The sequence below is a fragment of the Arthrobacter sp. NPDC056691 genome, from assembly GCF_042791415.1.
Lineage (GTDB): Bacteria > Actinomycetota > Actinomycetes > Actinomycetales > Micrococcaceae > Arthrobacter.
This window is the reverse complement of record NZ_JBHTXX010000007.1, coordinates 175,072-199,426: the sequence shown is the minus strand read 5'-3', so window position 1 is coordinate 199,426 and position 24,355 is coordinate 175,072. Positions and strand designations below refer to the sequence as shown.

Genomic DNA, 24,355 nt, shown 5'->3' with positions numbered 1-24,355 from the left:
CGCCTACAACAACCAGTGCGACCCGTACAGCGCCGCTACGCTCTAAAACCTGACCGACTGCTCCGTAGGTGCCCTTTTGACCGGTCAAAAGGGCACCTACGGAGCAGTCGACGTGAGTACGACGGCGGCCGGCCACCTTCGCTGGGAAGGTGACCGGCCGTCGTCGTACTTTATTTAGATGTTGAAGCCGAGGGCCCGCATCTGATCTTTGCCGTCGTCGGTGATCCGTTCGGGACCCCATGGCGGCATCCATACCCAGTTCAGGCGCCAGTCGTCCACGACGCCGTCAAGCGCCTTGCCGACCTGCTCCTCGAGCACGTCGGTCAGCGGACAGGCGGCCGTGGTGAGGGTCATGTCGATCAGCAGGGCGCCGTCGTCCTCCGAGTACTTGAGGCCGTACAGCAGGCCCAGGTCCACGATGTTCACCCCAAGTTCGGGGTCGATGACGTCCTTGAGCGCCTCTTCGACATCCTCCAGCCCGGTGCGGGCTGCGTCGATTTCGGTCATGGTCAGTCAGTCCTAACTAGGCCTGGACCGCTGCGGCAGCCGTGGCTGATCCGGCACCCGCGGCGTAGCGGTCGTAGCCTTCTTCTTCCAGGCGGTCGGCGAGTTCCGGGCCGCCCTCTTCCACAACCTGGCCGTTGACGAACACGTGCACGAAGTCAGGCTTGATGTAGCGCAGGATGCGGGTGTAGTGGGTGATGAGCAGCGTGCCCATGTTGCCGGTGGCGTGTGCGCGGTTGACGCCTTCGGAGACGACCTTGAGGGCGTCGACGTCCAGGCCGGAGTCGGTCTCGTCGAGCACGGCGAACTTCGGCTTGAAGAGCTCCAGCTGCAGGATCTCCACGCGCTTCTTCTCGCCGCCGGAGAAGCCTTCGTTGACATTGCGCTGGGCGAAGTCGGCGTCGATGCGCAGCTGCTGCATGGCGGCCTTGACGTCCTTGGTCCAGGTGCGCAGTGCCGGGGCTTCGCCGTCGATGGCGGTCTTGGCGGTCCGCAGGAAGTTGGTCATGGTGACACCGGGAACCTCCACCGGGTACTGCATGGCCAGGAAGACGCCTGCGCGGGCGCGCTCGTCAACGCTCATGGCCAGCACGTCTTCGCCGTCCAGCGTGATGGTACCGCGGGTGACGTTGTAGCGCGGGTGGCCGGCGATCGTGGACGCCAGGGTGGACTTGCCGGAACCGTTGGGGCCCATGATGGCGTGGGTCTCACCGGTGCGGATGGTCAGGCTGACGCCCTTCAGGATCTCCTTGGTGCCCTGCTCGGTGTCGATGCTGACGTGCAGGTCCTTGATCTCAAGAGTAGACATGTGTCTTGTTCTCCTCTGCACCGTGCCGTTCTGTCGGCGGTGCGGTCTTTGGTCTGGAAGTTGTTAAGTTCTGGTACAGGCCCGTTTGGGCTTCACGCTGGGCTGCGGATTAAGTGAAGTTCGGCGTTTCGGCGCCGTTCAGGACGTTGGTGAAGTCCACGTAGACGTCGTCTCCCTGGATCTCCACCGCGAACACCGGAACGGGGTCGTAGGCCGGCAGCTGCAGGGGTTCGCCGGTGCGCAGGTCGAACTGGGAGCCGTGCCCCCAGCACTCGATGGCGCAGCCTTCCACCTCGCCCTCCGAGAGCGAGATGTCGGCGTGCGAGCAGGTGTCACCGATTGCGTGGATTTCTCCCATGGAGTCCTTGACGATCGCGACCGGGTAGTCGTCGATCAGGATCCGCAGGGCCTGCTTGAGCTGGATCTCGTTCGCCTTGCAGACGAGTTCGCCCTTTGGCTGTTCAGTCATCCGTTGTCCTGTGCTGTTGTTTCCGGCCGGTTGGGCCGGGCCTGGTTCCGTACGGTCAGTTCTCGTTGGCGGCGAGCTCGCGCTCGACTTCCTCGGTCAGGCGCTCTTCGAGTGCCGGAACCTTGATCTGCTGGATGATCTCGTTGAGGAAGCCGCGCACCACGAGGCGCCGGGCCACATCTTCGGGAATGCCGCGGGCCATCAGGTAGAACAGGTGCTCGTCGTCGAAACGTCCCGTGGAGCTGGCGTGGCCGGCACCCTCGATGAGACCCGTCTCGATCTCGAGGTTGGGCACGGAGTCCGCACGGCAGCCATCGGTGAGCACCAGGTTCTGGTTCTTCTCGTACGAGTCGGTGCCCAGCGCCTGCTTCTGGATCAGCACGTCGCCCACCCAGACGGTGTGCGCGTTCTTGCCCTGCAGGGCGCCCTTGTAGAGCACGTTGGACTTGCAGTTGGCCACGTTGTGGTCAACGAAGGACCGGTGCTCCAGGTGCTGGCCGGCGTCGGCGAAGTAGAGGCCCAGCAGCTCGGCCTCGGCGCCCTCACCGGAGAAACGGACGTTGGAGTTCAGGCGCACCACGGAACCGCCCAGCGAAACGGCGATGTGCTTGTAGACGGCGTCCTTGCCCACTTGGGCGTCGTGCTGGCCCAGGTGACGGGCGTCGTCTTCCCAGAGCTGCACGGAGATCACCGTGAGGTGCGCACCGTCGCCGACGATCACTTCCAGGTTTCCGTTGTGGTCCGCCGCGCCCGTGTGTTCCACGATGACGACGCTGCGGGAGTTGGCGCCGGCTTCCAGCACGAAATGTGCGTTGGAGCGGCGGCCTGCGCCCGCGCCGTCGATCAGGATGCGGACCGGCTCAGCCGGTTCGGCGTTGGCCGGGATGACCACGTGCAGGGCCTCGTCCGTGTTGGCGGAGGCGACGACGGCGGCCCGGTCGGCGGGGGTCAGGACGGTGCCGCGCGGGGCGGCTCCCTGTGCCAGGCTGCCGCGGACGTAGCCTTCGGGGGCTTCCACGGTGAGCGCGGCCGCGGCCTCGTCCGTCGCGGCGTCGGAGAACAGGTTGGCCAGTCCGCGGACCGGGGTGAAGCGCCATTCCTCTTCACGGCCGGTGGGCAGTGCGAAGTCGGCGACGTCGAAGCTCGTGAGCCGCTCGGCGCGCGAGGACATGACGGTGACGCCATGGTTGTGGCTGTGGTCTACCTTAGCGGCGACCAGCCCCTCGCCTTCCTCGGTGAAACCTGCGATGGAAGGCGCTCCGATGCGGGCCTTTTCAGTAGTAATTTCGGCAGTCATTAACCGACGGATCCTTCCATCTGGAGTTCAATGAGGCGGTTCAGCTCGAGGGCGTATTCCATCGGCAGCTCGCGGGCGATCGGCTCGATGAAGCCGCGCACGATCATGGCCATGGCTTCGTCTTCGCGCATGCCGCGGGACATGAGGTAGAAGAGCTGCTCCTCGGAAACGCGCGAGACGGTTGCCTCGTGCCCCAGCTGCACGTCATCCTCGCGGATGTCGATGTACGGGTAGGTGTCCGAGCGGCTGATGGTGTCCACCAGCAGCGCGTCGCAGCGCACCGTGTTCGCGGAGTGCTTGGCACCCTCGCGGATCTGGACCAGGCCGCGGTAAGCCGCGCGTCCACCACCGCGGGCAACGGACTTGGAGATGATCGAGCTCTTGGTGTTCGGCGCAATGTGCACCATCTTGGAGCCGGTGTCCTGGTGCTGGCCCTCGCCGGCGAACGCGATGGACAGGGTCTCGCCCTTGGCGTGCTCGCCCGTCAGGTACACGGCCGGGTACTTCATGGTGACCTTGGAGCCGATGTTGCCATCGATCCACTCCATGGTGCCGCCCTCTTCGCAGATGGCGCGCTTGGTCACGAGGTTGTACACGTTGTTGGACCAGTTCTGGATGGTGGTGTAGCGGACGCGGGCGCCCTTCTTGACCACGATCTCGACGACGGCGGAGTGCAGCGAGTCCGAGGTGTAGATCGGCGCGGTGCAGCCTTCGATGTAGTGGACGTAGGAGTCCTCGTCGGCGATGATCAGGGTGCGCTCGAACTGGCCCATGTTTTCCGTGTTGATGCGGAAGTAGGCCTGCAGCGGGATGTCGACGTGCACGCCCTTGGGCACGTACACGAAGGAACCGCCGGACCACACGGCAGTGTTCAGCGACGCGAATTTGTTGTCGCCCACCGGGATGATGGTGCCGAAGTATTCCTGGAAGATCTCCGGGTGCTCGCGCAGCGCGGTGTCCGTGTCCAGGAAGATGACGCCCTGGGCCTCAAGGTCCTCGCGGATCTGGTGGTAGACAACCTCGGACTCGTACTGGGCTGCCACACCGGAGACCAGGCGGCTGCGCTCAGCTTCCGGGATGCCGAGCTTCTCGTACGTGTTGCGGATGTCCTCGGGCAGGTCCTCCCAGGAAGCGGCCTGCTTCTCGGTGGAACGCACGAAGTACTTGATGTTGTCGAAGTCGATGCCGGAGAGGTCAGCACCCCAGGTGGGCATGGGCTTGCGGTCGAAGTACTTCAGACCCTTGAGGCGCAGGTCCAGCATCCATTCCGGCTCGCTCTTCTTTGCCGAGATGTCGCGGACCACGTCCTCGTTGAGGCCGCGGCGGGCGTTAGCGCCGACGTCGTTCTTGTCGGCCCAGCCGTACTCATAGGTTCCGATGCCGTGGAGCTCGGGATTCTTTTCCAGAATCTCCGCGATCACACCAGGCTCGGCAACCTTCTTCTCTGATAGTTGGTCCGTCATCACGGCCTTTCTTGCAGATGGTTGGATACTTCGTCCAGGTTGTCCGGTGCCCTATCGGCTGTTGCCAGTGTGACGGCCGGACGGCCTGTGGGTATATGGGTGGTGCAGACGTGTCCCCCGCGGGCGAGCGTGGAAAGCCTGCGGACATCGACACCAACGAGGCGCGAAAACATTTCGGTTTCCGCGTCGCAGAACACGGGAAACTGGGTGGCCAGCTGCTGGATGGGGCAATGGCCCTGGCACAGCTGGACGCTGGACAGTGCTGCGGGCAGCGGAGCTTTGGCTTCAATGGTGGCGGTGGAAGCAACAAAGCCGTCCCGGGACAGGGCGGCGGACAGGGCCTGCGCGCGGGCGGTGATGTCCGTTCCGGCCGCGTCCACCTCGGGGGCGTAGCGGCGTTCCATCTCCGCGAAACGCTCGACGGCGAACTGGCGGACGGTTTCATCGCCCGCCACCGCGCCGAGCTGCTTGAGCGCCAGGGTGGCAATATTCAGGTAGTCGTCGCCCAATGAGGACTGGCCCTGGGAGCTGAGGACGTAGCGGCGGGCAGGGCGGCCGGCACCGGCGCCTGCGCGGGCCACTCGCTTGACCTCGATCACGCCCGCGCGGGACAGGTGGTCCAGGTGGCGGCGGACGGCGGCCGGGGTGAACCCGAGCAGGTCGCCCAGTTCCGCGGCGCTGACCGGCCCGTGTTCCAGGACGGCACTGAGGACGCGGTCGCGCGTGCGCTCGTCGGCGTCGGCCGCGGCCGGCACGGAGGCCAGGGCAGCACGTTTTCCACCGCGCAGCGCACCCGCGGGCGCGCCCTGCCCGGCCAGGGGCGCGGAAGTGGTGTTGGTCATGGAATACACAACACAATCATGTCGTAATTTATTGCGGCCTTCCAGTAAGGCAAGGCTGACCTGTGCGCAGCACCCGCCTCCAGCGTGACAGTACTACTTCACGTAGAATATTGGGGTGCGATCCCCCAAATCCCCCGTATTGACCATCGACGGGCTCATCAAGGACGTCGGTCCGCTCCCCAGCCTCGATGGCAAGATGCTCAGGGTTGTGAGCGACGTCTCACTCGTCGCCGGCCGCGGCGAGGTCACGGCGCTGCTTGGAGCCAACGGTGCCGGCAAGACTACCACCATCGAATGCGCCCAGGGGCTCCAGAAGCGGACGGGTGGATCTATTACGCTGCTCGGCGCCGATCCCGGCACCGCCGGTGCGGAACTGCGCGCCCGCGTCGGCGTCATGCTCCAGGACGGCGGCCTCCCGCCGTCGGCCCGTCCCATTCCCCTGCTTCGGCACATTGCCGGCATGTACAGCAATCCCAGGCCGCTGGATGAGCTGGTGCAGCGGCTGGGCATCGACACGTTCAGCAGGACCAACGTCCGCCGGCTGTCTGGCGGACAGAAGCAGCGGCTGGCCCTCGCGGCCGCCCTGATCGGCAACCCGGAGGTCCTGTTCCTGGACGAGCCGAGCGCCGGCCTGGACCCGCAGTCCCGCCAGCTGGTCTTCGAACTGATCGCCGAACTCCGGGACGGCGGGATGGGGATCATCCTCACGACCCACCTTATGGATGACGCACAGCGGCTGGCCGATTATGTGTACATCATCGACGCCGGCAGGAATGTTGCGGAGGGCACCGTTGCCCAGCTGCTCCAGCACAACATGCCGGAGGCGCCCCACAGGGACCACGTCCGGACGCTGCACTTCGAGGCACTGCCCGGGCTGGACTTCACCGGCGTGCTTCCTGTCGAGATCGAGATCCGCGAGACGCGTTCCGGCAGCTACTCGGCCACTGGAGCACTGACCCCCGAGGATCTTGCCGCGCTGACCGCGTGGTGGGCACACCACGGCATCATGCCGGGCTCACTGAGCATGGAGGCCCGGAGCCTCGAAGACGTGTTCCTTGACATTTCCGGAAGGGAAATCCGATGACGACAGCCACGGGCAGCGCACCCGCTCCCCTGCTCCGCCGGATCCTGCTGCAGGGCAAATACGAGGCCACCACCATGCTCCGGAACGGCGAGCAGCTGATCCTCGCAGTGGTCCTGCCGCTCCTGGCCTTGATCGGGCTGACGGTCACCCCGCTCCTCGACGGCATCGGGGACAGCCGGGTGAACGTTGCCGTCCCCGGCATCCTCGCGCTCTGCGCCATGTCCACCGCGTTCACCGGACAGGGCATCGCGACGGGCTTTGACCGCCGGTACGGCGTGCTGCGGTTCCTGTCCACCACGCCCCTGGGCCGTGCCGGCCTCATCGCAGGGAAGATCCTTGCGGTCCTGGCCGTGCTCGTGATCCAGGTGGCCATCGTCGCCGCCGTAGCCTTTCCGCTGGGATGGCGGCCCAATGCGCTGGGGATTCTGCCCGGTCTGGGCCTGCTGGTCCTGGGTGCGGCGGCGTTCACGGCACTTGGCCTGCTGGTAGCTGGCACCGTCCGGCCCGAGGCCACGCTGGCCATCACCAACCTGCTGTGGATCCTGCTGGGGGCACTCGGCGGCATCGTGATCCCCATGCAGCGGCTGCCGGAACTCGCCCAGAACACCGTTCACCTGCTGCCGTCCGGGTCCCTTGGCGAAGGGTTGCGCGACGCGTTCCTGCACGGCGCCGTGAACGGCAACGCTGTCCTTGTCCTGCTGATGTGGACGGTTCTCGCCGGCGCAGCAGCCATCCGCTGGTTCAAATGGAATTGAGAATAAAGTGAGCACGGCTTCGCGCCTCCCCCAGTTCGTCGGCCGCCTGGCGTCCAAGCTTCCCGTCACCGTCGACTCGACCGTCCGCCGCCTGGCCGTGCTGTCCCTGATCGGGCAGACGGTCCTGGTGGTCACCGGCGGTGCCGTCCGGCTGACCGCCTCTGGCCTGGGCTGCCCCACCTGGCCCAGGTGCACGAATAACTCCCTGGTGAACACCCCTGAGATGGGCATCCACGGCTTCATCGAGTTCGGCAACCGCCTCCTGACGTTCGCCCTGGCCGCCGTCGCCGCACTCATGCTCGTGTACCTGTGGAACCTGCGCAAGGAGCGCAAGGACCTGTTCCTGCTGGCCCTCGGCCTGCTGGCGAGCATCCCGGCGCAGGCCATCATCGGCGGCATCACCGTGCTCACCCATCTGAACCCGTGGGTGGTTGGCCTGCACTTCCTGGTGTCCATGGCCCTCGTGGTTTTCGCGACGCTGCTGGTGAACCGGGCCTACGGCAGGACCGGCCAGTTCCGGACCTCGCCGCTCGCCGTCTTGCCGGGCGTCCTGCGGCCGGTGCTGACCGCCGTCGCGCTCTTCTCCGCCATCGCCGTGATGCTGGGCGTCGTGGTGACCGGCGCCGGCCCCCACGCAGGTGACGCCAAGGCTCCCCGCAACGACCTGGACTGGGACCTGTTCTCGCACATCCACGCCGTGCCCGCCTACTTGGTCACCGCGGGCACGCTGCTCGCCGTGTACTTCGTGTTCCGCCGCGGCATTTCCGGGACGTTCAGAACGGCTGTGCTGATGCTCCTCGGCGTCACGTTACTGCAGGCCGTCATCGGCTTCACGCAGTACTACAACGGCATCCCGGCGCTGCTCGTCGGCGCGCACATGCTGGGTGCGGCCCTGCTGATGAGCGCGGCAACCAACGCCGCGGACATCGCCCGTTCCAGCCCGGTCAGGTAGCCTCTCCCCGACGCTCGATCAGTTCCTGCGGCCTTTCCCCTGACGCTTCCTCAGATCGCGGCGTGTGGATCGGGACGCTTCCTCAGATCGCGTCGTGTGGATCGGAACGCTTCCTCAGATCGCGTCGTGTGGATCGGAACGCTTCCTCAGATCGCGTCGTGTGAGTCGGGACGCTTCCTCACCTTTGTCCGGCCGGCGCCGCTTGTTCCGTTGGGTCCATCTCTCCGGGCTGCTGAAATGCCTCTACCGGCCAATCGGGCGCTGTACCTCACAGGTAGGGCACGATGGGCTGCTCGCACAAAACAGCTTCGCCCTCAGCTTCGAGGGAAGAATCAACTACATGCCAGCCCAGGATCCACCGTTGAACGGACAATCCCACTCGCTACCAGACAAGAAATGCTCCCTCGCGTAAGTGAGGGAGCATTTCCATATCCAGCGCAGGAGGTGATGACGCGTCCGGGGGAAACCTGCAGGAGGTGAGGAAGCGTCTTTGGGGCGGGGCGGGGCGGGTGCGCTAGCCCATGATCGGCGAGCCGACGAACGGGTCGACGGCCAGCGCGATGAAGAGGAGCGTCAGGTAGCTGATTGAGCCGTGGAAGACCTTCATGGCGCCCTTGTCGGAGAGGTCCCCGCCCTGCGCCCGCTTGTACAGGGCATGGGACTCGTACAGGAACCAGGCACCGGCAAGCACGGCAACGGCGGTGTACACCCAGCCCGCGTTGCCGGCAGGGATCATGAGCAGCGAGCACGCAACCATGGCCCAGGCGTAGAGGACCACCTGTACGGACACGACCTTGGCGCCGGCGATGGCGCCGAGCATCGGCACGTTGGCGTTGCGGTAGTCCTCGCCGTAGCGCATGGACAAGGGCCAGTAGTGCGGCGGCGTCCAGAGGAAGATGACCATGAACAGGACGATGGCCGGCCACTCGACCGTGTTGGTCACGGCGGACCAGGCGATCAGTACAGGGAAACAGCCGGCGGCGCCGCCCCAGACGATGTTCTGGGCCGTGCGGCGCTTGAGAATCATCGTGTAGATGACCACATAGAACACGATGGCACCGAGTCCGAGCCACGCGGAGAGCGGGTTCGCGCCGAACCAGAGGATGGCGATGGCCGCGGCGCCCAGCAGCCACGCGAAGATGAGGGCCTCGCGCGGAGTGACCTCACCGGTCACCAGGGGGCGCTTCTCCGTGCGGTGCATCAGCTTGTCGATGTCGCGGTCGATGTAGCAGTTGAAGGCACCGGCGCTGCCGGCAGCGAACGCGCCGCCCACGAGGGTGGCCATGATGAGGCCGAGGGATGGGAAGCCGCGCTGCGCATAGATCATGGTGGGCAGGGTGCTGACCAGCAGGAGCTCGATGACCCTGGGCTTGGTGAGTGCAAGGTACGCCTTGGCCTTGCGGGCTAGTCCGGCTCTTCCGTGAACCCGGGAAGAGGTCAGCGGCGTATCTGTTGTGCTCACGTGGCAGTCACTCTGTTTCTGTCTGGCTGTTTATCTGATCAGTCCGTTTGGACACGCGGTCCGGACCGATCCCTCAACGGCGGTCGGCGGGGCTGGCATGTGCGCACTGAACCCGCCCTGTCCGCCGGTGGCCTCCCGATATCATACCGCGGTCCCGCATGGATCGCTGGCATCGGTGTGTGACGGCAAATCACTGAAAATGATTCGTTCGTGCTTGCTTCAATCACATTAACGCAGCCTCACGGCACGAATGATTCACAAAAGAGAAATTGCGTCCAACTGGTGAGATTTTGGCCGCTCGAAGTGTGGAATAGAGCTAAGCTGTCTGCAGATCAGCGCACACTGGAAGACGGGCAAGAAACCGCATTCCATAACGTCCGGCGACTGAATGAAGATCAACGTTTCAATGGTGAACGGCTGGTAGGCACAAAATGCAGCGGGCACCAATTATGCCCTGCCGCTGTGTGTCATTACCGCTTGCCGTTAACACAGAGAGGGGCCCGGTTACGTGGCACATTTGAAAGAGCAAGAACTGACTTGGACCGACCTCGACCAGCGCGCCGTTGACACTGTGCGCGTCCTGGCCGCCGACGCCGTGGAGAAGGTGGGCAACGGCCACCCCGGCACCGCGATGAGCCTGGCTCCGGCCGCTTACCTTCTGTTCCAGAAGCTGATGCGGCACGACCCGAAGAACCCGGACTGGATCGGCCGTGACCGCTTCATCCTCTCCCCCGGCCACACGTCCCTGACGCTGTACATCCAGCTGTTCCTTTCCGGCTACGGCCTGGAACTGAAGGACCTGGAAGCCCTGCGCACCTGGGGCTCGCTGACCCCGGGCCACCCGGAATACAAGCACACCGCCGGCGTTGAGATCACCACCGGCCCGCTGGGCCAGGGACTCGCCTCCTCGGTGGGCTTCGCGTACTCCCAGCGCCGCCAGCGCGGCCTGTTCGACGCCGACGCTCCCGCCGGCGAGAGCCCGTTCGACCACACCATCTGGGTTATCGCTTCCGACGGCGACCTGCAGGAAGGCGTGACCTCCGAGGCTTCGTCCCTCGCCGGTCACCAGGAGCTCGGTAACCTCGTGGTCATCTACGACGAGAACCACATCTCCATCGAGGATGACACCGACATCGCCTTCACCGAGGACGTCCTGAAGCGCTACGAGGCCTACGGCTGGCACACCCAGCGCGTGGACTGGACCAAGACCGGCGACTACAAGGAAGACGTCCAGGAGCTGTACTCGGCACTGCTGGCCGCCAAGGCGGAAACGTCCAAGCCGTCCATCATCTCGCTGCGCACCATCATCGGCTACCCGGCCCCCAAGAAGCAGAACACCGGCAAAATCCACGGTTCCGCGCTGGGTTCGGAAGAAGTTGCCGCCCTGAAGAACGTCCTCGGATTCGATCCCGAGAAGTCCTTCGAGGTTGACGAGGACGTGCTGGCCCACGCCCGAGCCGTAGTCGACCGCGGTGCACACGCACGCAAGGAATGGGAAGAGTCCTTCTCCGCCTGGCAGTCCGCCAACCCGGAGGGCGCTGCCCTGCTGGAGCGCGTCGAAGCGCGCCAGCTCCCCGCCGGGCTCGACGCCGCCCTGCCGGTTTTCGAAGCAGGCAAGGACGTTTCCACCCGTGCCGCCTCCGGCAAGGTCCTGAACGCCATCGGTCCGGTTATGCCGGAGCTCTGGGGCGGCTCGGCCGACCTCGCGGAGTCCAACAACACCACGATTGAGGGCTCGCCGTCATTCGTTCCCGCGGGCAAGCAGACCAACGCCTGGTCCGGCAACCCGTATGGCCGGGTCCTGCACTTTGGTATCCGTGAGCACGCCGCAGCCTCGATCGTGAACGGCATCAGCCTGCACGGCAACACCCGCGCGTTCTCCGGCACGTTCCTGATCTTCAGCGACTACCAGCGTCCCGCCATCCGCCTCGGTGCCCTCATGGGTGTGCCGTCCCTCTATGTCTGGACGCACGACTCCATCGGCCTGGGCGAAGACGGCCCGACGCACCAGCCGGTTGAGCAGCTCGCGTCGCTGCGCGCCATCCACGGTCTCGACGTCGTCCGTCCGGGTGATGCCAACGAGGTTGCGGCAGCCTGGAAGACCATGCTGGAGAACCACGAGAACCCGGCCGGCATCGTCCTGACCCGCCAGAACATCCCCACCTACGAGCGTGGCGAGGGCGCGGCCGAGGGTGACACCTTCGGTTCGACCGCTGGCGTTGCCAAGGGCGGTTACGTCCTGGCCGAGGCGTCCAAGGACGGCAAGACCGTGGACGCGCAGGTCATCCTGATCGGCACCGGTTCGGAAGTCCAGCTGGCTGTCCAGGCCCGCGAGGCACTCCAGGCCGAAGGCATCGCCGCCCGCGTGGTGTCCATGCCGTGTGTCGAGTGGTTCAACAAGCAGGACGCCGCCTACCGCGAGGCGGTCCTGCCCGCAGCGGTCAAGGCCCGCGTTTCGGTTGAAGCCGGCCTGTCCCTGGGCTGGAAGGAATTCGTCGGCGACGCCGGCCGGTCCATCAGCCTCGAGCACTACGGCGCATCCGCCGACTACAAGCGCCTGTTCCAGGAGTTCGGCATCACGGCAGAAGCAGTTGCCGCCGCCGCCAAGGATTCCCTCGCCGGACTCCAGTCCTGACAGCACCCCCCAGTTCAAGGAGATTAGAAATGACTAGCACTCCCACTCAGCAGCTTTCCGACGCCGGCGTTTCCATCTGGCTCGATGACCTCTCGCGCGGCCGCCTCAAGACCGGCACGCTGCAGAAGCTGATCGAAGAGAAGAACGTTGTGGGTGTCACCACGAACCCCAGCATCTTCCACGCCGCCATCACCTCCGGCACGGACTACGACGCCACCATCGCAGCCCAGGCCGCTGCCGGTGCCTCGATCGAAGAGACCATCTTCGAAATCACGACGACGGACGTCGCCGACGCCTGCGATCTCTTCGCCCCGATCGCCGCGGCAACCAAGGGTGTTGACGGCCGCGTCTCCATCGAGGTTGACCCCCGTCTTGCCTGGGACACCGCCGGCACGATCGCCGAAGCGAAGCACCTCTACAAGAAGGTCAACCGCGACAACGTCCACATCAAGATCCCTGCCACGCTTGAGGGCCTGGAAGCCATCACGGCTACGCTGGCCGAGGGCATCAGCGTCAATGTGACCCTGATCTTCTCGCTGGAGCGCTACCGCGCCGTGATCAACGCCTTCCAGAGCGGTCTGGAGCAGGCCAAGGACAACGGCCACGACCTGTCCAAGATCCACTCTGTGGCTTCGTTCTTCGTCTCCCGCGTGGACACCGAAATCGACAAGCGCCTGGACGCGATCGGCACCGAGGAAGCCAAGGCCCTCAAGGGCAAGGCCGGCGTCGCCAACGCCCGCCTCGCCTACCAGGTCTACGAGGAGCTCTTCTCCACCGAACGCTGGGCCGTGCTGGCCGAGGCCGGCGCCCTGCCGCAGCGCCCCCTGTGGGCTTCCACCGGCGTGAAGGATCCGGCGTACCCGGACACCCTCTACGTCACGGAGCTGGTCGCCCCGCACGTCGTGAACACCATGCCGGAGAAGACCCTGGACGCCACGTTCGACCACGGCGTGGTCACGGGCGACACCGTCACCAATGGCTACGATGAAGCGAACGCCACCCTCAACTCCCTCGATGCTCTCGGTGTGTCCTACAACGAGGTCGTCGCCCTGCTGGAATCCGAAGGCCTGGACAAGTTCGTGGCCAGCTGGAAGGAACTGCTGGCCGACGTTGAAGGCGCCCTCGCCACTGCACGGAAGGCTTCCTAACCCAACATGAGCACACTCAGCTACGACGCCACCGGTGCCGCCCGGAAGGCTCTTGAGCAGCACCTGCCCGCCCTCGTGGAGGACCGCGTGGCCACCCGCATCTTCGCCAAGGACCACACGCTGTGGGGTCCGGACGCGGAAGCCGAGTCGGCCATCCGCCTGGGCTGGGTCGAGGCGGCCACCGTCTCCCGGCCGCTGGTGGACGGGATCCTGGAACTCCGGGACGCGCTGAAGGCCGAGGGGATAACCCGTATTGTCCTGTGCGGCATGGGGGGCTCCTCCCTTGCCCCTGAGGTCATCGCCGGCACCGCTGGCGTCGAGCTGACTGTGCTGGACAGCACCGACCCCGAACAGGTCGGTGCTGCCCTCGCGGACCGTCTGACGGAAACCGCCATCGTGGTCTCCTCGAAGTCCGGTTCAACCCTGGAAACCGATTCGCAGCGCCGGATCTTCGAGCACGCCTTCACCGAAGCCGGCCTCGATGCCAAGAGCCGGATCATCGTTGTCACTGATCCCGGTTCCCCGCTGGACAAGGCATCCCGCGACGCCGGTTACCGCGCCGTCTTCAACGCGGACCCGAACGTGGGCGGCCGCTACTCGGCCCTGACGGCGTTCGGGCTTGTCCCCTCAGGCCTGGCCGGCGTGGACATCGCTTCCCTGCTGGACGAGGCTGAGGAAGCCGCCGAGATCCTGAACGAGGATGCCCCCGAGAACATCGGACTGGTCCTGGGTGCCGCCCTGGGCGGCACCAACCCGCTGCGGAACAAGGTCGTCATCGCCGAAGACGGCTCCGGCATCGTGGGATTCGCTGACTGGGCCGAACAGCTCATCGCTGAATCCACCGGCAAGCTCGGCACCGGCATCCTGCCGGTGGTCGCAGGTCCGAACGCCCCGGAAGTCACCTCCGGCGCTGAAGACGTCCTGGTGGTCCGCCTGGTCAGCGCGGATGCCGACGTCGAACTCGGCGAGAACGAGGTGGCCATTGCCGGCGGCCTCGCCGCGCAGATGATGGTGTGGGAATTCGCCACCGCCGTGGCCGGCCGCCTGCTGGGCATCAACCCGTTTGACCAGCCCGACGTCGAGGCCGCCAAGGTGGCTGCCCGGGGACTGCTGGACGCGCAGCCGGAACCGACGCCCGCCAGCTTCGTGGACGGTGCCATCGAGGTCCGCGGCGGCGACTGGCTGGGATCCTCCGCAACGGCAGCCGATGCGGTTGCGGCGCTGCTGGGCCAGCTGGGCAGCGATGGGTACCTGAGCGTCCAGGCCTACTTCGACCGTCTGGCCTACTCGCAGCTCGAGGGCGTCCGTGACGACCTCGCCGCCGTGAGCGGGCGTCCGGTCACGTTCGGCTGGGGGCCCCGCTTCCTCCACTCCACCGGCCAGTTCCACAAGGGCGGCCCCGCCATCGGTGTCTTCCTGCAGGTCACGGCAGCGTCCGCACAGGACCTCGCCATCCCGGAGCGCCCGTTCACCTTCGGCGAGCTGATCGCGGCCCAGGCTGCCGGCGACGCCCAGGTGCTCAGCGAGCACGGCCGGCCCGTCCTGCGCCTGCACCTCACCGACCGCGCAGCGGGCGTTACCCAGCTGCAGGAGATCGTTTCGTCGCTGGCCAGCAAGGCAGCATCCGCCACTGAGAGCTAAGGCACCGATTCAACCATGCCAGATACTTTGAACGGCAAAAGGTCAGCGGGCCGGTCCGGGAACCCCTTGCGGGATCCGCGGGACCGGCGGCTGAACCGGATTGCCGGACCGTCCTCGCTTGTGCTCTTCGGAGTCACCGGAGACCTTGCCCGCAAGAAGCTCATGCCCGCCGTGTATGACCTCGCCAACCGTGGCCTGCTGCCGCCCAGCTTCGCGCTGGTCGGTTTCGGCCGGCGGGACTGGGACAACGAGGACTTCGCCTCCGAGGTGAAGGACGCCGTGAAGTCCTACGCACGGACCCCCTTTGATGAGGCGGTCTGGAACCAGCTCTCCGAGGGCATCCGGTTCGTGCAGGGCGCGTTCGACGACGACGCCGCGTTTGAGCGGCTCGGCGAGACAATCAAGGAACTCGACGAGAACCGCGGCACCCGCGGCAATCACGCGTTCTACCTCTCGATCCCGCCGAAGGCCTTCGAGCAGGTCTGCCGCCAGCTGTCCAAGCACGGGCTGGCGCAGGCCGAGGGCGAGAAGTGGCGGCGCGTGGTGATCGAGAAGCCGTTCGGGCACGACCTCGAGTCGGCCCGGCAGCTGAACGACATCGTGGAGTCGGTGTTCCCGCAGGACGCGGTGTTCCGGATCGACCATTACCTGGGCAAGGAGACGGTCCAGAACATCCTGGCGCTGCGTTTCGCGAACCAGCTGTTCGAGCCGCTCTGGAACGCGAACTACGTGGACCATGTGCAGATCACCATGGCCGAGGACATCGGCACCGGCGGCCGTGCCGGGTATTACGACGGCGTGGGTGCTGCCCGCGACGTGATCCAGAACCACCTGCTGCAGCTCCTCGCACTGACGGCAATGGAGGAGCCGATCTCCTTCAACGCCGATGACCTGCGCGCGGAGAAGGAAAAGGTCCTCGCCGCGGTCCGGCTCCCGGAGGACCTGTCCACGCATTCGGCCCGCGGGCAGTTCGCCGGCGGCTGGCAGGGCGGGGAGCAGGTCCAGGGGTACCTGGAAGAAGAGGGCATCCCGGCCGACTCCACCACCGAAACCTACGCCGCGATCCGGGTGGACATCAACACCCGGCGCTGGAATGGCGTGCCGTTCTACCTGCGCGCGGGCAAGCGTCTGGGCCGGCGGGTCACCGAGATCGCGGTGGTGTTCAAGCGCGCACCGAACCTGCTGTTCCGTGACCACGGCGATGACGACTTCGGCCAGAACGCCGTCGTCATCCGGGTCCAGCCCGACGAGGGCGCCACGATCCGCTTTGGTTCCAAGGTCCCCGGCACCCAGATGGAAGTCCGGGATGTCACCATGGACTTCGGTTACGGGCACTCCTTCACCGAGTCCAGCCCCGAAGCGTATGAGCGGCTGATCCTGGACGTGCTCCTGGGCGAGCCGCCGCTGTTCCCGCGGCACGAGGAAGTGGAGCTGTCCTGGAAGATCCTGGACCCCTTCGAAGAGTACTGGGCCGGCCTGGGCGAACAGCCCGAGCCGTACGCGCCCGGCAGCTGGGGCCCGGCCTCCGCTGACGAGCTGCTCGCCCGTGACGGACGCACCTGGAGAAGGCCATGATTGTAGATCTCCCCAACACCACCACCTCCAACGTTTCCAAGAAGATCCAGTCCCTGCGCGAGCAGGGCGGCGTGATCGCCCTCGGCCGTGTCCTCACGCTCGTGGTGGTCACCAAATCCGGGCTGGAGGAAGAGGCGATCGAGGCGGCCAATGAGGCCAGCCGCGAACACCCCTGCCGGATCATCGTGCTCGCCGACGCCGGCTCGTCCGCGCCGAACCGGCTCGACGCGCAGATTCGGGTCGGCGGTGACGCCGGCGCCTCCGAGGTCATCGTGCTCCGCGGTTTCGGGGAACTCGCCGAGGAAAGCGAATCCCTCGTGGCCGCGCTGCTGCTGCCAGACGCCCCGATCGTGGCCTGGTGGCCGCACGGGGCACCGAAGAACGCCAGCGAGACTTCGATCGGCCGGATCGCGCACCGGCGCATCACGGACTCGGCGAACGAGGCCGAGCCGCAGGTGGCGCTGGAGAACATCCGGAACACCTACAAGGCCGGCGACACCGATCTCGCCTGGACCCGGCTGACCAACTGGCGGATCCAGCTAGCCGCCGTCCTGGACCAGGCCGGCTCCTCGCCCGTCACCGCCGTCGCGGTGGAAGGCGCCTCGGACTCGCCCAGCACCATCCTGCTCGCGGCGTGGCTGACCCTGTCCCTGGACGCTCCGGTCACGATCGTCGCGGACCCCGCAGGCACCGGCATCCGGCGCGTCCGGCTCACCCGCGCCAGCGGCGACGTGCAGCTCTTCCGCCCCGGACTCTCCATCGCCGAGCTCACCCAGCCCGGGCAGCCCGCGCAACGAATCTCCCTCCCGCGGCGCAGCCTCCGCGACTGCCTCGCCGAAGAACTCCGGCGCCTGGACCCCGACGAAGTATTCGGCGAAGTGATTACTATTGGACTGCCACGTACCAATCTAAGGAGTGTCCGTCCCAGTGAGCGCTGAGCCCAGAGTAAGCATCCATCCTGACTCTTCCGTGCTGATGGCCGCCATCGCGGCCCGACTGATCACCAAACTCGTGGATGTGCAGGACCGATTCGGTGAAGCGACGGTGGTGCTTACCGGAGGCACGGTGGGCATCGGAACGCTGAAGGCTGTGGCCGATTCGCCGGCCGCGCCCGCAGTGGACTGGGCCAAAGTGAACTTCTGGTGGGGCGATGAACGCTTTCTGGGCTCCCAGGACCCCGACCGCAATGCGCTTCAGGCCCACGAAGCTCTTTTGAAGCACATCGATGTTGATCCCGCGCGCGTCCACGTGCCCGGGTCGACGGATGACTTTGAAACTCCGGAAGAGGCTGCAGAGGACTACGCACGCAGGCTCAGTGAGTCGGCAGCGGCCGAGCACGCCGCGGATACCTCGGACGACCGTCCCGAAGAACCCGGCCGGCTCCCCCGCTTCGACGTGGTGCTGCTGGGTGTGGGTCCCGACGCTCACGTGGCGTCCCTGTTCCCGGAGCAGGGCGGCATCCGCGAGAAGCAGCTGACGGTGGTGGGGGTGCGCAACTCCCCCAAGCCGCCGCCCGGGCGGATTTCCCTGACCCTGCCGGCGATCAACACCTCCGCGGAGGTGTGGATGGTGGTGGCAGGCGAGGACAAGGCGGGTGCCGTGGGCCTGGCCCTCGCCGGGGCCAACCCCGTGCAGGTGCCTGCGGCCGGTCCGGCGGGCCGGTCCCGGACGCTGTGGCTGATCGACGAGAACGCAGCCTCGCGTGTCCCTGAACAGCTAGTCAGGAAAGCGCCGGCTGGCTCTTAGCCGCTGCAGCGCTCCGGCCAGAACGTCTTCGGCGTCCTGGCTGGAGCGTCTTTCTTTAACGTATTCCAGATGGGTCTTGAAGCCCTCTTCCTGGGCTTCGCCGGGCACGTACAGACCGGGATTGCGCGACGCCGGCCGGCCGCAGCGGCGGCAGTCCCATGCGTCCGGAATCTGGTCGTCCGGCAGCCGAAGAAAAACAGGCCGCGTCTCATGTCCCATGGCGCACCAATAGGAGACACAAATACGCGGCAGGGGCTCCCCGAGAGGATCATCCCCCTGGTTCTTCAATCCGGCCCCTTGAATGACACCCACACGGGTGCCGCGGAATCCTGAAGAGGAATGCACCATGGGAGAACTCCCTCGCTACTAATGGCGGCGCTGCCGTTAGATCCGATACCGACAGTTTAGTGCGTGCTCTCCCCTGACGGCAGGGAAAAGCCCGGCCCAATCAGGAATGGATCCTGATCGGGCCGGGCTTTTGGTGCAGGACGGCTGTGTCAGCCCTAGGAGTCAGCCACGCCCGTGAAACGCATCAGCAGGCCGAGCGCGATGATCACAACGCCCCAGGTGACGCCGAGGATGATGGTGAACCTGTTCAGGTTGCGCTCAGCAACACCGGAGGAGGCCAGCCCGGAGCTCATTCCGCCGCCGAACATGTCCGACAGGCCGCCGCCGCGCCCCTTGTGGAGCAGGATGAGCAGGGTCAGCAGAAGGCTGGTAATGCCCAGCAGGATCTGCAGAATCACATGAAGAACGTCCACGACGGCCTTTCCAAAGTTGGTGGATGCGGGAGCTTGCCGGATGAACGGACTAGTCCGTTACGAGGTGGCTCTCGAACTTGACAATATTAGCAAACTCAGCGGGATCAAGGCTCGCACCGCCCACCAGCACGCCGTCGACGTCGCGTTCCTTGAGGATGGCGGCAGCGTTGCTGGCCTTGACCGAACCGCCGTACAGGAGGCGGGTCTTGGCGGCCACATCGGCGTCGAACAGTTCGGTCAGTTCGGCACGGATCGCGGCGCACATTTCCTGGGCGTCCTCCGGGCCCGCAACCTCACCCGTGCCGATGGCCCAGACGGGCTCGTAGGCGACGACGAGCTCGGCCGCCTGGTCGGCGGTGAGGCCTTCGACGTCGGCGCGGAGCTGGTCCAGCGTGTGCTGGACGTGGGTGCCGGCCTGGCGGATCTCCAAGCCCTCCCCGACGCACAGGACGGGGACGACGTTGTGGCGGTAGGCCGCCTTGACCTTGGCATTGAGGACTTCGTCCGACTCGGCGTGGACGGTCCGCCGTTCGCTGTGGCCCACGAGGACGTACTTGCAGCCGAGCTTGTTCAGGAACTGGCCGGAGATGTCCCCGGTATAGGCGCCGGAGTCGAACTGGGACAGGTCCTGGCCGCCGTAGGCGATGTCGAGTTCGTCGCCCTGGACGAGGGTCTGCACGCCGCGGAGATCGGTGAAGGGCGGGAAGACAGCGGCTTCCACACGGCTGTAGTCGTGCTTGGCGTCGGACAGTGTCCAAGCCAGCTTCTGCAGGAGGGTGATGCCCTGGACGTGGTCCATGTTCATCTTCCAGTTGCCTGCGATCAAAGGCGTGCGGTCAAAGGTGCCGTTGGTTGACGTAGTCACGTGTTCTCCAATAGTGCCGGTCAATCTGCTGATCATGTGAACAGCCGGCAGGGCGCCTTTCGCGGTGCGGAAGGTGCCCTGCCGGCTGGTGTGTCTCTAGCGGTCCAGAACGCTCAGGCCGGGAAGTTCCTTGCCTTCAAGGTATTCCAGGCTGGCGCCGCCGCCGGTGGAAATGTGGCCGAACTGGTGATCGGCGAAGCCGAGCGTACGGACAGCAGCCGCGGAGTCGCCGCCGCCGACCACCGTGAACGCGTCCGTCTCCGTCAGCGCCTGGGCGATGGCCCGGGTGCCTGCAGAGAACGCTTCGAACTCGAATACGCCCATGGGACCGTTCCAGAACACCGTCTTGGCGCCCTTGATCTGCTCGGCGAACGCCCGGGCGGACTCGGGTCCGATGTCCAGGCCGATACCCTGCGCCCCGAAGCTGCTGCTTTCGATGGCGTCGGCGCTGACCGTCTCATGGTCGGCGTCGGCGGCGAACTTGGCGGCCACCACGACGTCCGTGGGGATCACGAATTCCGTGCCGGCGTCGGCTGCGCGCTTGAGGTAGTCCTGGACGACCGGGATCTGGTCCTCTTCCAGCAGGCTGCCGGCCACTTTGTGGCCGTCGGCTGCCAGGAAGGTGAACAGCATGCCGCCGCCCACCAGGATGGTGTCTGCCTTGCCGAGCAGGTTGTCGATGACCGCGAGCTTGTCCGAAACCTTCGAACCGCCCAGCACCACAACGTAGGGACGCTGCGTGTCTGCGGTCAGCTTGCGGAGGACTTCCACCTCGGTGCCCACGAGGTCACCGAGGTACGACGGGAGCCGGGTGGCGACGTCGTAAACGCTGGCGTGCTTGCGGTGCACGGCGCCGAAGGCGTCGTTCACGAAGGCGCCGTTGTCACCGGTGAGTCCCACCAGCTCATCTGCGAAGGTGCCCCGCTCGGCCGCGTCCTTGCTGGTCTCGCGTGCGTCGAACCGCACGTTCTCGAGCACCAGGACCTGGCCGTCCTGCAGCGCGGCTGCCTTCTCCTTGGCCGAGGGTCCCACCGTGTCCGCCGCGAGCGAGACAGGGAAGGAAGCCAGCTCGGCCAGGCGGGCGACCGCCGACTTGAGCGAGTACTTGTCTTCAGGGGCGCCCTTGGGGCGGCCGAGGTGGGCTGTTACCAGCACGCGGGCACCGGCGTCCGTGAGCTTTCCCAGCACTGGCAGTGAGGCCCGGATGCGGCCGTCGTCAGTCACTGTAGAGCCGTCGAGCGGCACATTCAGGTCACTTCGAACCAGAATGTACCGCCCGCGGACACCTTCAGCGATCAGTTCGTTGAGGGTGTGAGATGTCATGTAGCTAACCCTAGCCCAGCTTCGCGGCAACAAGCTCCGTGAGGTCCACGAGGCGGTTGGAGTAGCCCCATTCGTTGTCATACCACGAAACAACCTTGACCTGGTTGCCAATGACCTTGGTCAAACCGGAGTCAAAGATGGACGAGGCGGGGTCGCCGACGATGTCCGAGGAGACGATCGGGGCGTCGGTGTAGGTCAGGATGCCCTGCCACTCGTCGGACTCTGCGGCCTTCTTGAGCGTGGCGTTGACTTCCTCGACGGTGGTCTCGCGGGAGACCGTGACGGTGAGGTCGGTGGCGGAGCCGGTGGGGACCGGAACGCGGATGGCGTAGCCGTCCAGCTTGCCCTTGAGCTCCGGCAGGACCAGGCCGATGGCCTTGGCTGCACCCGTGGAGGTGGGGACCATGTTGATGGCGGCGGCACGGGCGCGGCGGAGGTCGTTGTGCGGGCCATCCTGCAGGTTCTGGTCTGCGGTGTACGCGTGGACCGTGGTCATCAGGCCGCGCTCGATGCCGAACGCCTCGTTAACCACCTTGGCCAGCGGGCCGAGGCAGTTGGTGGTGCAGGAAGCGTTGGAGATGATGTGGTGGTTCTCGGGATCGTACAGGCCGTCATTGACGCCCATGACGATGGTGATGTCCTCGTCCGAGGCGGGGGCGGAGATCAGGACCTTCTTGGCGCCGGCTTCGATGTGCTTCTTCGCAGCAGCTGCCTTGGTGAAGAAACCGGTGGACTCGATGACGATGTCAACGCCCAGGTCCTTCCAAGGGAGGTTCGCGGGGTCGCGCTCGGCCAGGACCTTGATGGCGTTGCCGTTGACGACGAGGTTGCCTTCCTTGACCTCGATGGTCTCGGCCAGGCGCCCACCGACGGAGTCGTACTTGAGCAGGTGGGCCAGCGCCTCGGGGCTGGTGAGGTCGTTGACGGCAACGATCTCAAGGTCCGCACCCTGAGCAAGTGCAGCGCGGAAGTAGTTGCGGCCGATGCGGCCGAAGCCGTTGATACCAATACGGGTGGTCACTTTTTAGTCTCCTTTGTGCCTTGGAAGCACAACTAGTAAGCGGGCGTTCAAGCCAACTAACAGATCCCGCACGCCATTGGGCAGAGATATTTTTCAGATCGGAGGGCGACCAGCCTCATTGCTGAAGGCTAACCGCCTTCCGTGATCCATCTTACGTTTAAGTAGGTCTACCCCCGCAAGTGCGGGGGCAGACCGTCCAGAATTCGGCCCTAAAGTCGCCGAATGTGAAGTTTGTTACTGCTTTGTGTACGCCAGGTCACACTTAGAGGGTGATGAGTCCCGTTGCGTTGGCGCGCGCCGCGGCGAAGCGGGCGGACACATCAGCCCAGTTGACGATGTTCCAGAACGCCTTGACGTAGTCGGCCTTGACGTTGACGTAGTCCAGGTAGAAAGCGTGCTCCCACATGTCCAGCATCAGCAGCGGGGTGGTGCCCAGCGCGACGTTGCCCTGCTGGTCGTAGAGCTGCTCGATGACGAGGTTGCCACCGATGGGCTCGTAGGCCAGGAAGCCCCAGCCCGAACCCTGCAGGCCGAGGGCGGCTGCGGAGAACTGGGCGCGGAAGGCATCGAACGAGCCGAAGGCGTCGTCGATGGCGGCGGCGAGCTCACCTTCAGGCTTGTCGCCTCCGTCCGGGGAGAGGTTGTTCCAGAACACGGAGTGGTTGATGTGGCCGCCGGTGTGGAAGGCCAGGTCCTTGGAAAGACGGTTGATGTTGGCGAAGTCGCCCTTATCGCGCGCCTCTGCCAGCTGGGCCAGCGCGTTGTTGGCACCCGCTACGTACGCGGCGTGGTGCTTGCTGTGGTGCAGCTCCATGATCCGTGCAGAGATGTGGGGCTCGAGCGCTGCGTAGTCGTAGCTGAGTTCGGGCAGAACGTACTCGGTCACAAAATCCTCCAATGTCGTGGACAGTTTGTCCGGTTGTGCTAACTCTCGGATTGTGCATCCCGGACGACGGGTCATCCGGAAAACTCCGATGGCGGCAACAGCCGCCATCTGGTCTTGATTCTATGGGCGCCGTTTACTCGTCCAGCATTTCCGGCGTCACATTGGCATCCGTACCCGGGATGCCAAGATCCGAGGCGCGTTTGTCCGCCATGGCCAGCAGCCGGCGGATGCGCCCGGCGATGGCGTCCTTCGTCATGGGCGGATCGGCGAGCCGGCCAAGTTCGTCGAGGCTGGCCTGCTTGTGGGCGACGCGGAGTTCACCGGCGTACTTGAGGTGGTCAGGGACGTCGTCGCCGAGGATTTCCAGGGCCCGGTCCACCCGGGCGCCGGCCGCCACGGCGGCCTGCGCGGAACGGCGGAGGTTGGCGTCGTCAAAGTTGGCGAGCCGGTTCGCCGTCGCCCGGACTTCCTTGCGCATGCGCCGCTCTTCCCAGACCATCAGCGCGTCATGGGCGCCCATCCGGGTGAGCAGCGCCGCGATGGTATCGCCGTCGCGGATTACCACGCGGTCCACTCCCCTGACTTCCCGTGCCTTGGCCTGGATCCCCAGCCGGCGCGCCGCGCCAACGAGTGCGAGGGCCGATTCCGGGCCGGGGCAGGTGACCTCCATGGAGGAGGACCGGCCGGGTTCGGTGAGGGAACCGTGCGCCAGGAAGGCGCCCCGCCACACGGCTTCGGCGTCGGCGGCTGAACCGTTGACGACGGCGGACGGCAGCCCGCGTACGGGCCGTCCCCGGCCGTCAAGGAGGCCGGTCTGCCGGGCCAGCGCCTCGCCGTCACGGACAACGCGGACCACGTAACGGCTGCCGCGGCGCAGGCCGCTGCCGGAGACCACGATGATCTCGCTCTGGTGTCCGTAGACCTCGGCGATTGCGGCGCGCAGGCGCCGGGCGGTGGAGGCAAGGTCCACCTCGGCCTCGATGACGATCCGGCCCGAGATGATGTGCAGTCCCCCGGCGAAGCGGAGCATGGCCGAGACCTCAGCCTTGCGGACTGATGATTTCTTAATGTCCAGGCGGGAGAGTTCTTCCTTGACTGATGCTGTCAGTGCCATGGCA

General features: G+C 65.9%; 23 protein-coding genes. 9 read left to right on the top strand and 14 right to left on the bottom strand.

What is annotated here, in order from left to right; genetic code table 11:
• Positions 1-174: 174 nt before the first annotated feature.
• The 6 genes from ACFRAU_RS08810 to ACFRAU_RS08785 form a co-directional block, all read right to left on the bottom strand.
• A complete protein-coding gene (locus tag ACFRAU_RS08810; RefSeq protein ID WP_102973549.1) occupies positions 175-507 on the bottom strand; it encodes a metal-sulfur cluster assembly factor in 333 nt (110 codons plus the stop codon).
• Positions 508-523: 16 nt separating this feature from the next.
• Positions 524-1,312, bottom strand: coding sequence for a Fe-S cluster assembly ATPase SufC (sufC, locus tag ACFRAU_RS08805; RefSeq protein ID WP_331571291.1), 789 nt, complete (start codon positions 1,310-1,312; stop codon positions 524-526).
• Positions 1,313-1,421: 109 nt separating this feature from the next.
• Positions 1,422-1,781, bottom strand: a complete 360-nt coding sequence (locus tag ACFRAU_RS08800) for a non-heme iron oxygenase ferredoxin subunit (protein ID WP_377996054.1) — start codon at positions 1,779-1,781, stop codon at positions 1,422-1,424.
• Positions 1,782-1,836: 55 nt separating this feature from the next.
• A complete protein-coding gene (gene sufD / locus ACFRAU_RS08795; protein ID WP_377999583.1) occupies positions 1,837-3,078 on the bottom strand; it encodes a Fe-S cluster assembly protein SufD in 1,242 nt (413 codons plus the stop codon).
• A complete protein-coding gene (gene sufB, locus ACFRAU_RS08790) occupies positions 3,078-4,541 on the bottom strand; it encodes a Fe-S cluster assembly protein SufB (protein ID WP_236803307.1) in 1,464 nt (487 codons plus the stop codon). The genes sufD and sufB overlap by 1 nt, the downstream gene beginning before the upstream one ends.
• Positions 4,541-5,383: a helix-turn-helix transcriptional regulator gene (locus tag ACFRAU_RS08785; RefSeq protein WP_377999582.1), complete on the bottom strand. Its 843-nt coding sequence runs from the start codon at positions 5,381-5,383 to the stop codon at positions 4,541-4,543. Before ACFRAU_RS08785 ends, sufB begins: the two co-directional genes overlap by 1 nt.
• A gap of 115 nt (positions 5,384-5,498) precedes the next feature.
• Between ACFRAU_RS08785 and ACFRAU_RS08780 the strand changes: the two genes are divergently transcribed.
• The 3 genes from ACFRAU_RS08780 to ACFRAU_RS08770 are packed head-to-tail and all read left to right on the top strand — an operon-like array spanning position 5,499 to position 8,174.
• Positions 5,499-6,467, top strand: coding sequence for an ABC transporter ATP-binding protein (locus tag ACFRAU_RS08780; RefSeq protein ID WP_377999581.1), 969 nt, complete (start codon positions 5,499-5,501; stop codon positions 6,465-6,467).
• Positions 6,464-7,222, top strand: a complete 759-nt coding sequence (locus ACFRAU_RS08775; protein WP_377999580.1) for an ABC transporter permease — start codon at positions 6,464-6,466, stop codon at positions 7,220-7,222. The genes ACFRAU_RS08780 and ACFRAU_RS08775 overlap by 4 nt, the downstream gene beginning before the upstream one ends.
• 7 nt (positions 7,223-7,229) lie before the next feature.
• On the top strand, positions 7,230-8,174 hold the full coding sequence (locus ACFRAU_RS08770; protein WP_377996049.1) for a heme A synthase: 945 nt from the start codon (positions 7,230-7,232) through the stop codon (positions 8,172-8,174).
• Positions 8,175-8,688: 514 nt separating this feature from the next.
• Here the strand turns inward: ACFRAU_RS08770 and ACFRAU_RS08765 are convergent.
• Complete coding sequence (locus ACFRAU_RS08765; RefSeq protein ID WP_377999579.1) at positions 8,689-9,636, bottom strand: heme o synthase; 948 nt, start codon at positions 9,634-9,636, stop codon at positions 8,689-8,691.
• Positions 9,637-10,153: 517 nt separating this feature from the next.
• Between ACFRAU_RS08765 and tkt the strand changes: the two genes are divergently transcribed.
• The 6 genes from tkt to pgl are packed head-to-tail and all read left to right on the top strand — an operon-like array spanning position 10,154 to position 18,381.
• A complete protein-coding gene (tkt, locus tag ACFRAU_RS08760; RefSeq protein ID WP_377999592.1) occupies positions 10,154-12,271 on the top strand; it encodes a transketolase in 2,118 nt (705 codons plus the stop codon).
• Between the two features lie 29 nt (positions 12,272-12,300).
• On the top strand, positions 12,301-13,419 hold the full coding sequence (tal, locus tag ACFRAU_RS08755) for a transaldolase (RefSeq protein WP_377996047.1): 1,119 nt from the start codon (positions 12,301-12,303) through the stop codon (positions 13,417-13,419).
• A gap of 6 nt (positions 13,420-13,425) precedes the next feature.
• Complete coding sequence (locus tag ACFRAU_RS08750; RefSeq protein WP_377999578.1) at positions 13,426-15,060, top strand: glucose-6-phosphate isomerase; 1,635 nt, start codon at positions 13,426-13,428, stop codon at positions 15,058-15,060.
• Positions 15,061-15,075: 15 nt separating this feature from the next.
• Positions 15,076-16,635, top strand: a complete 1,560-nt coding sequence (zwf, locus tag ACFRAU_RS08745) for a glucose-6-phosphate dehydrogenase (protein ID WP_377996045.1) — start codon at positions 15,076-15,078, stop codon at positions 16,633-16,635.
• A complete protein-coding gene (locus ACFRAU_RS08740) occupies positions 16,632-17,573 on the top strand; it encodes a glucose-6-phosphate dehydrogenase assembly protein OpcA (RefSeq protein ID WP_377999577.1) in 942 nt (313 codons plus the stop codon). The genes zwf and ACFRAU_RS08740 overlap by 4 nt, the downstream gene beginning before the upstream one ends.
• A complete protein-coding gene (gene pgl / locus ACFRAU_RS08735; protein ID WP_377996043.1) occupies positions 17,563-18,381 on the top strand; it encodes a 6-phosphogluconolactonase in 819 nt (272 codons plus the stop codon). Before ACFRAU_RS08740 ends, pgl begins: the two co-directional genes overlap by 11 nt.
• On the opposite strand, the gene ACFRAU_RS08730 is transcribed toward pgl, so the two are convergent.
• The 7 genes from ACFRAU_RS08730 to whiA all read right to left on the bottom strand — a co-directional run bounded on the left by ACFRAU_RS08730 (position 18,352) and on the right by whiA (position 24,351).
• On the bottom strand, positions 18,352-18,729 hold the full coding sequence (locus ACFRAU_RS08730; RefSeq protein WP_377999576.1) for an RNA polymerase-binding protein RbpA: 378 nt from the start codon (positions 18,727-18,729) through the stop codon (positions 18,352-18,354). The genes pgl and ACFRAU_RS08730 overlap by 30 nt on opposite strands.
• 155 nt (positions 18,730-18,884) lie before the next feature.
• Positions 18,885-19,142, bottom strand: coding sequence for a preprotein translocase subunit SecG (secG, locus tag ACFRAU_RS08725; protein ID WP_306923517.1), 258 nt, complete (start codon positions 19,140-19,142; stop codon positions 18,885-18,887).
• 49 nt (positions 19,143-19,191) lie between these two features.
• Positions 19,192-20,007 (bottom strand): triose-phosphate isomerase, encoded by an 816-nt coding sequence (gene tpiA, locus ACFRAU_RS08720; protein ID WP_377999575.1) that lies wholly within the window; start codon positions 20,005-20,007, stop codon positions 19,192-19,194.
• A 96-nt stretch (positions 20,008-20,103) separates the two neighbouring features.
• Complete coding sequence (locus ACFRAU_RS08715; RefSeq protein WP_377999574.1) at positions 20,104-21,330, bottom strand: phosphoglycerate kinase; 1,227 nt, start codon at positions 21,328-21,330, stop codon at positions 20,104-20,106.
• Between the two features lie 10 nt (positions 21,331-21,340).
• A complete protein-coding gene (gap, locus tag ACFRAU_RS08710) occupies positions 21,341-22,351 on the bottom strand; it encodes a type I glyceraldehyde-3-phosphate dehydrogenase (RefSeq protein WP_377996039.1) in 1,011 nt (336 codons plus the stop codon).
• Between the two features lie 262 nt (positions 22,352-22,613).
• Complete coding sequence (locus tag ACFRAU_RS08705; RefSeq protein ID WP_377996038.1) at positions 22,614-23,237, bottom strand: superoxide dismutase; 624 nt, start codon at positions 23,235-23,237, stop codon at positions 22,614-22,616.
• Positions 23,238-23,370: 133 nt separating this feature from the next.
• Complete coding sequence (gene whiA, locus ACFRAU_RS08700) at positions 23,371-24,351, bottom strand: DNA-binding protein WhiA (RefSeq protein WP_377996037.1); 981 nt, start codon at positions 24,349-24,351, stop codon at positions 23,371-23,373.
• Between the last annotated feature and the right edge of the window lie 4 nt (positions 24,352-24,355).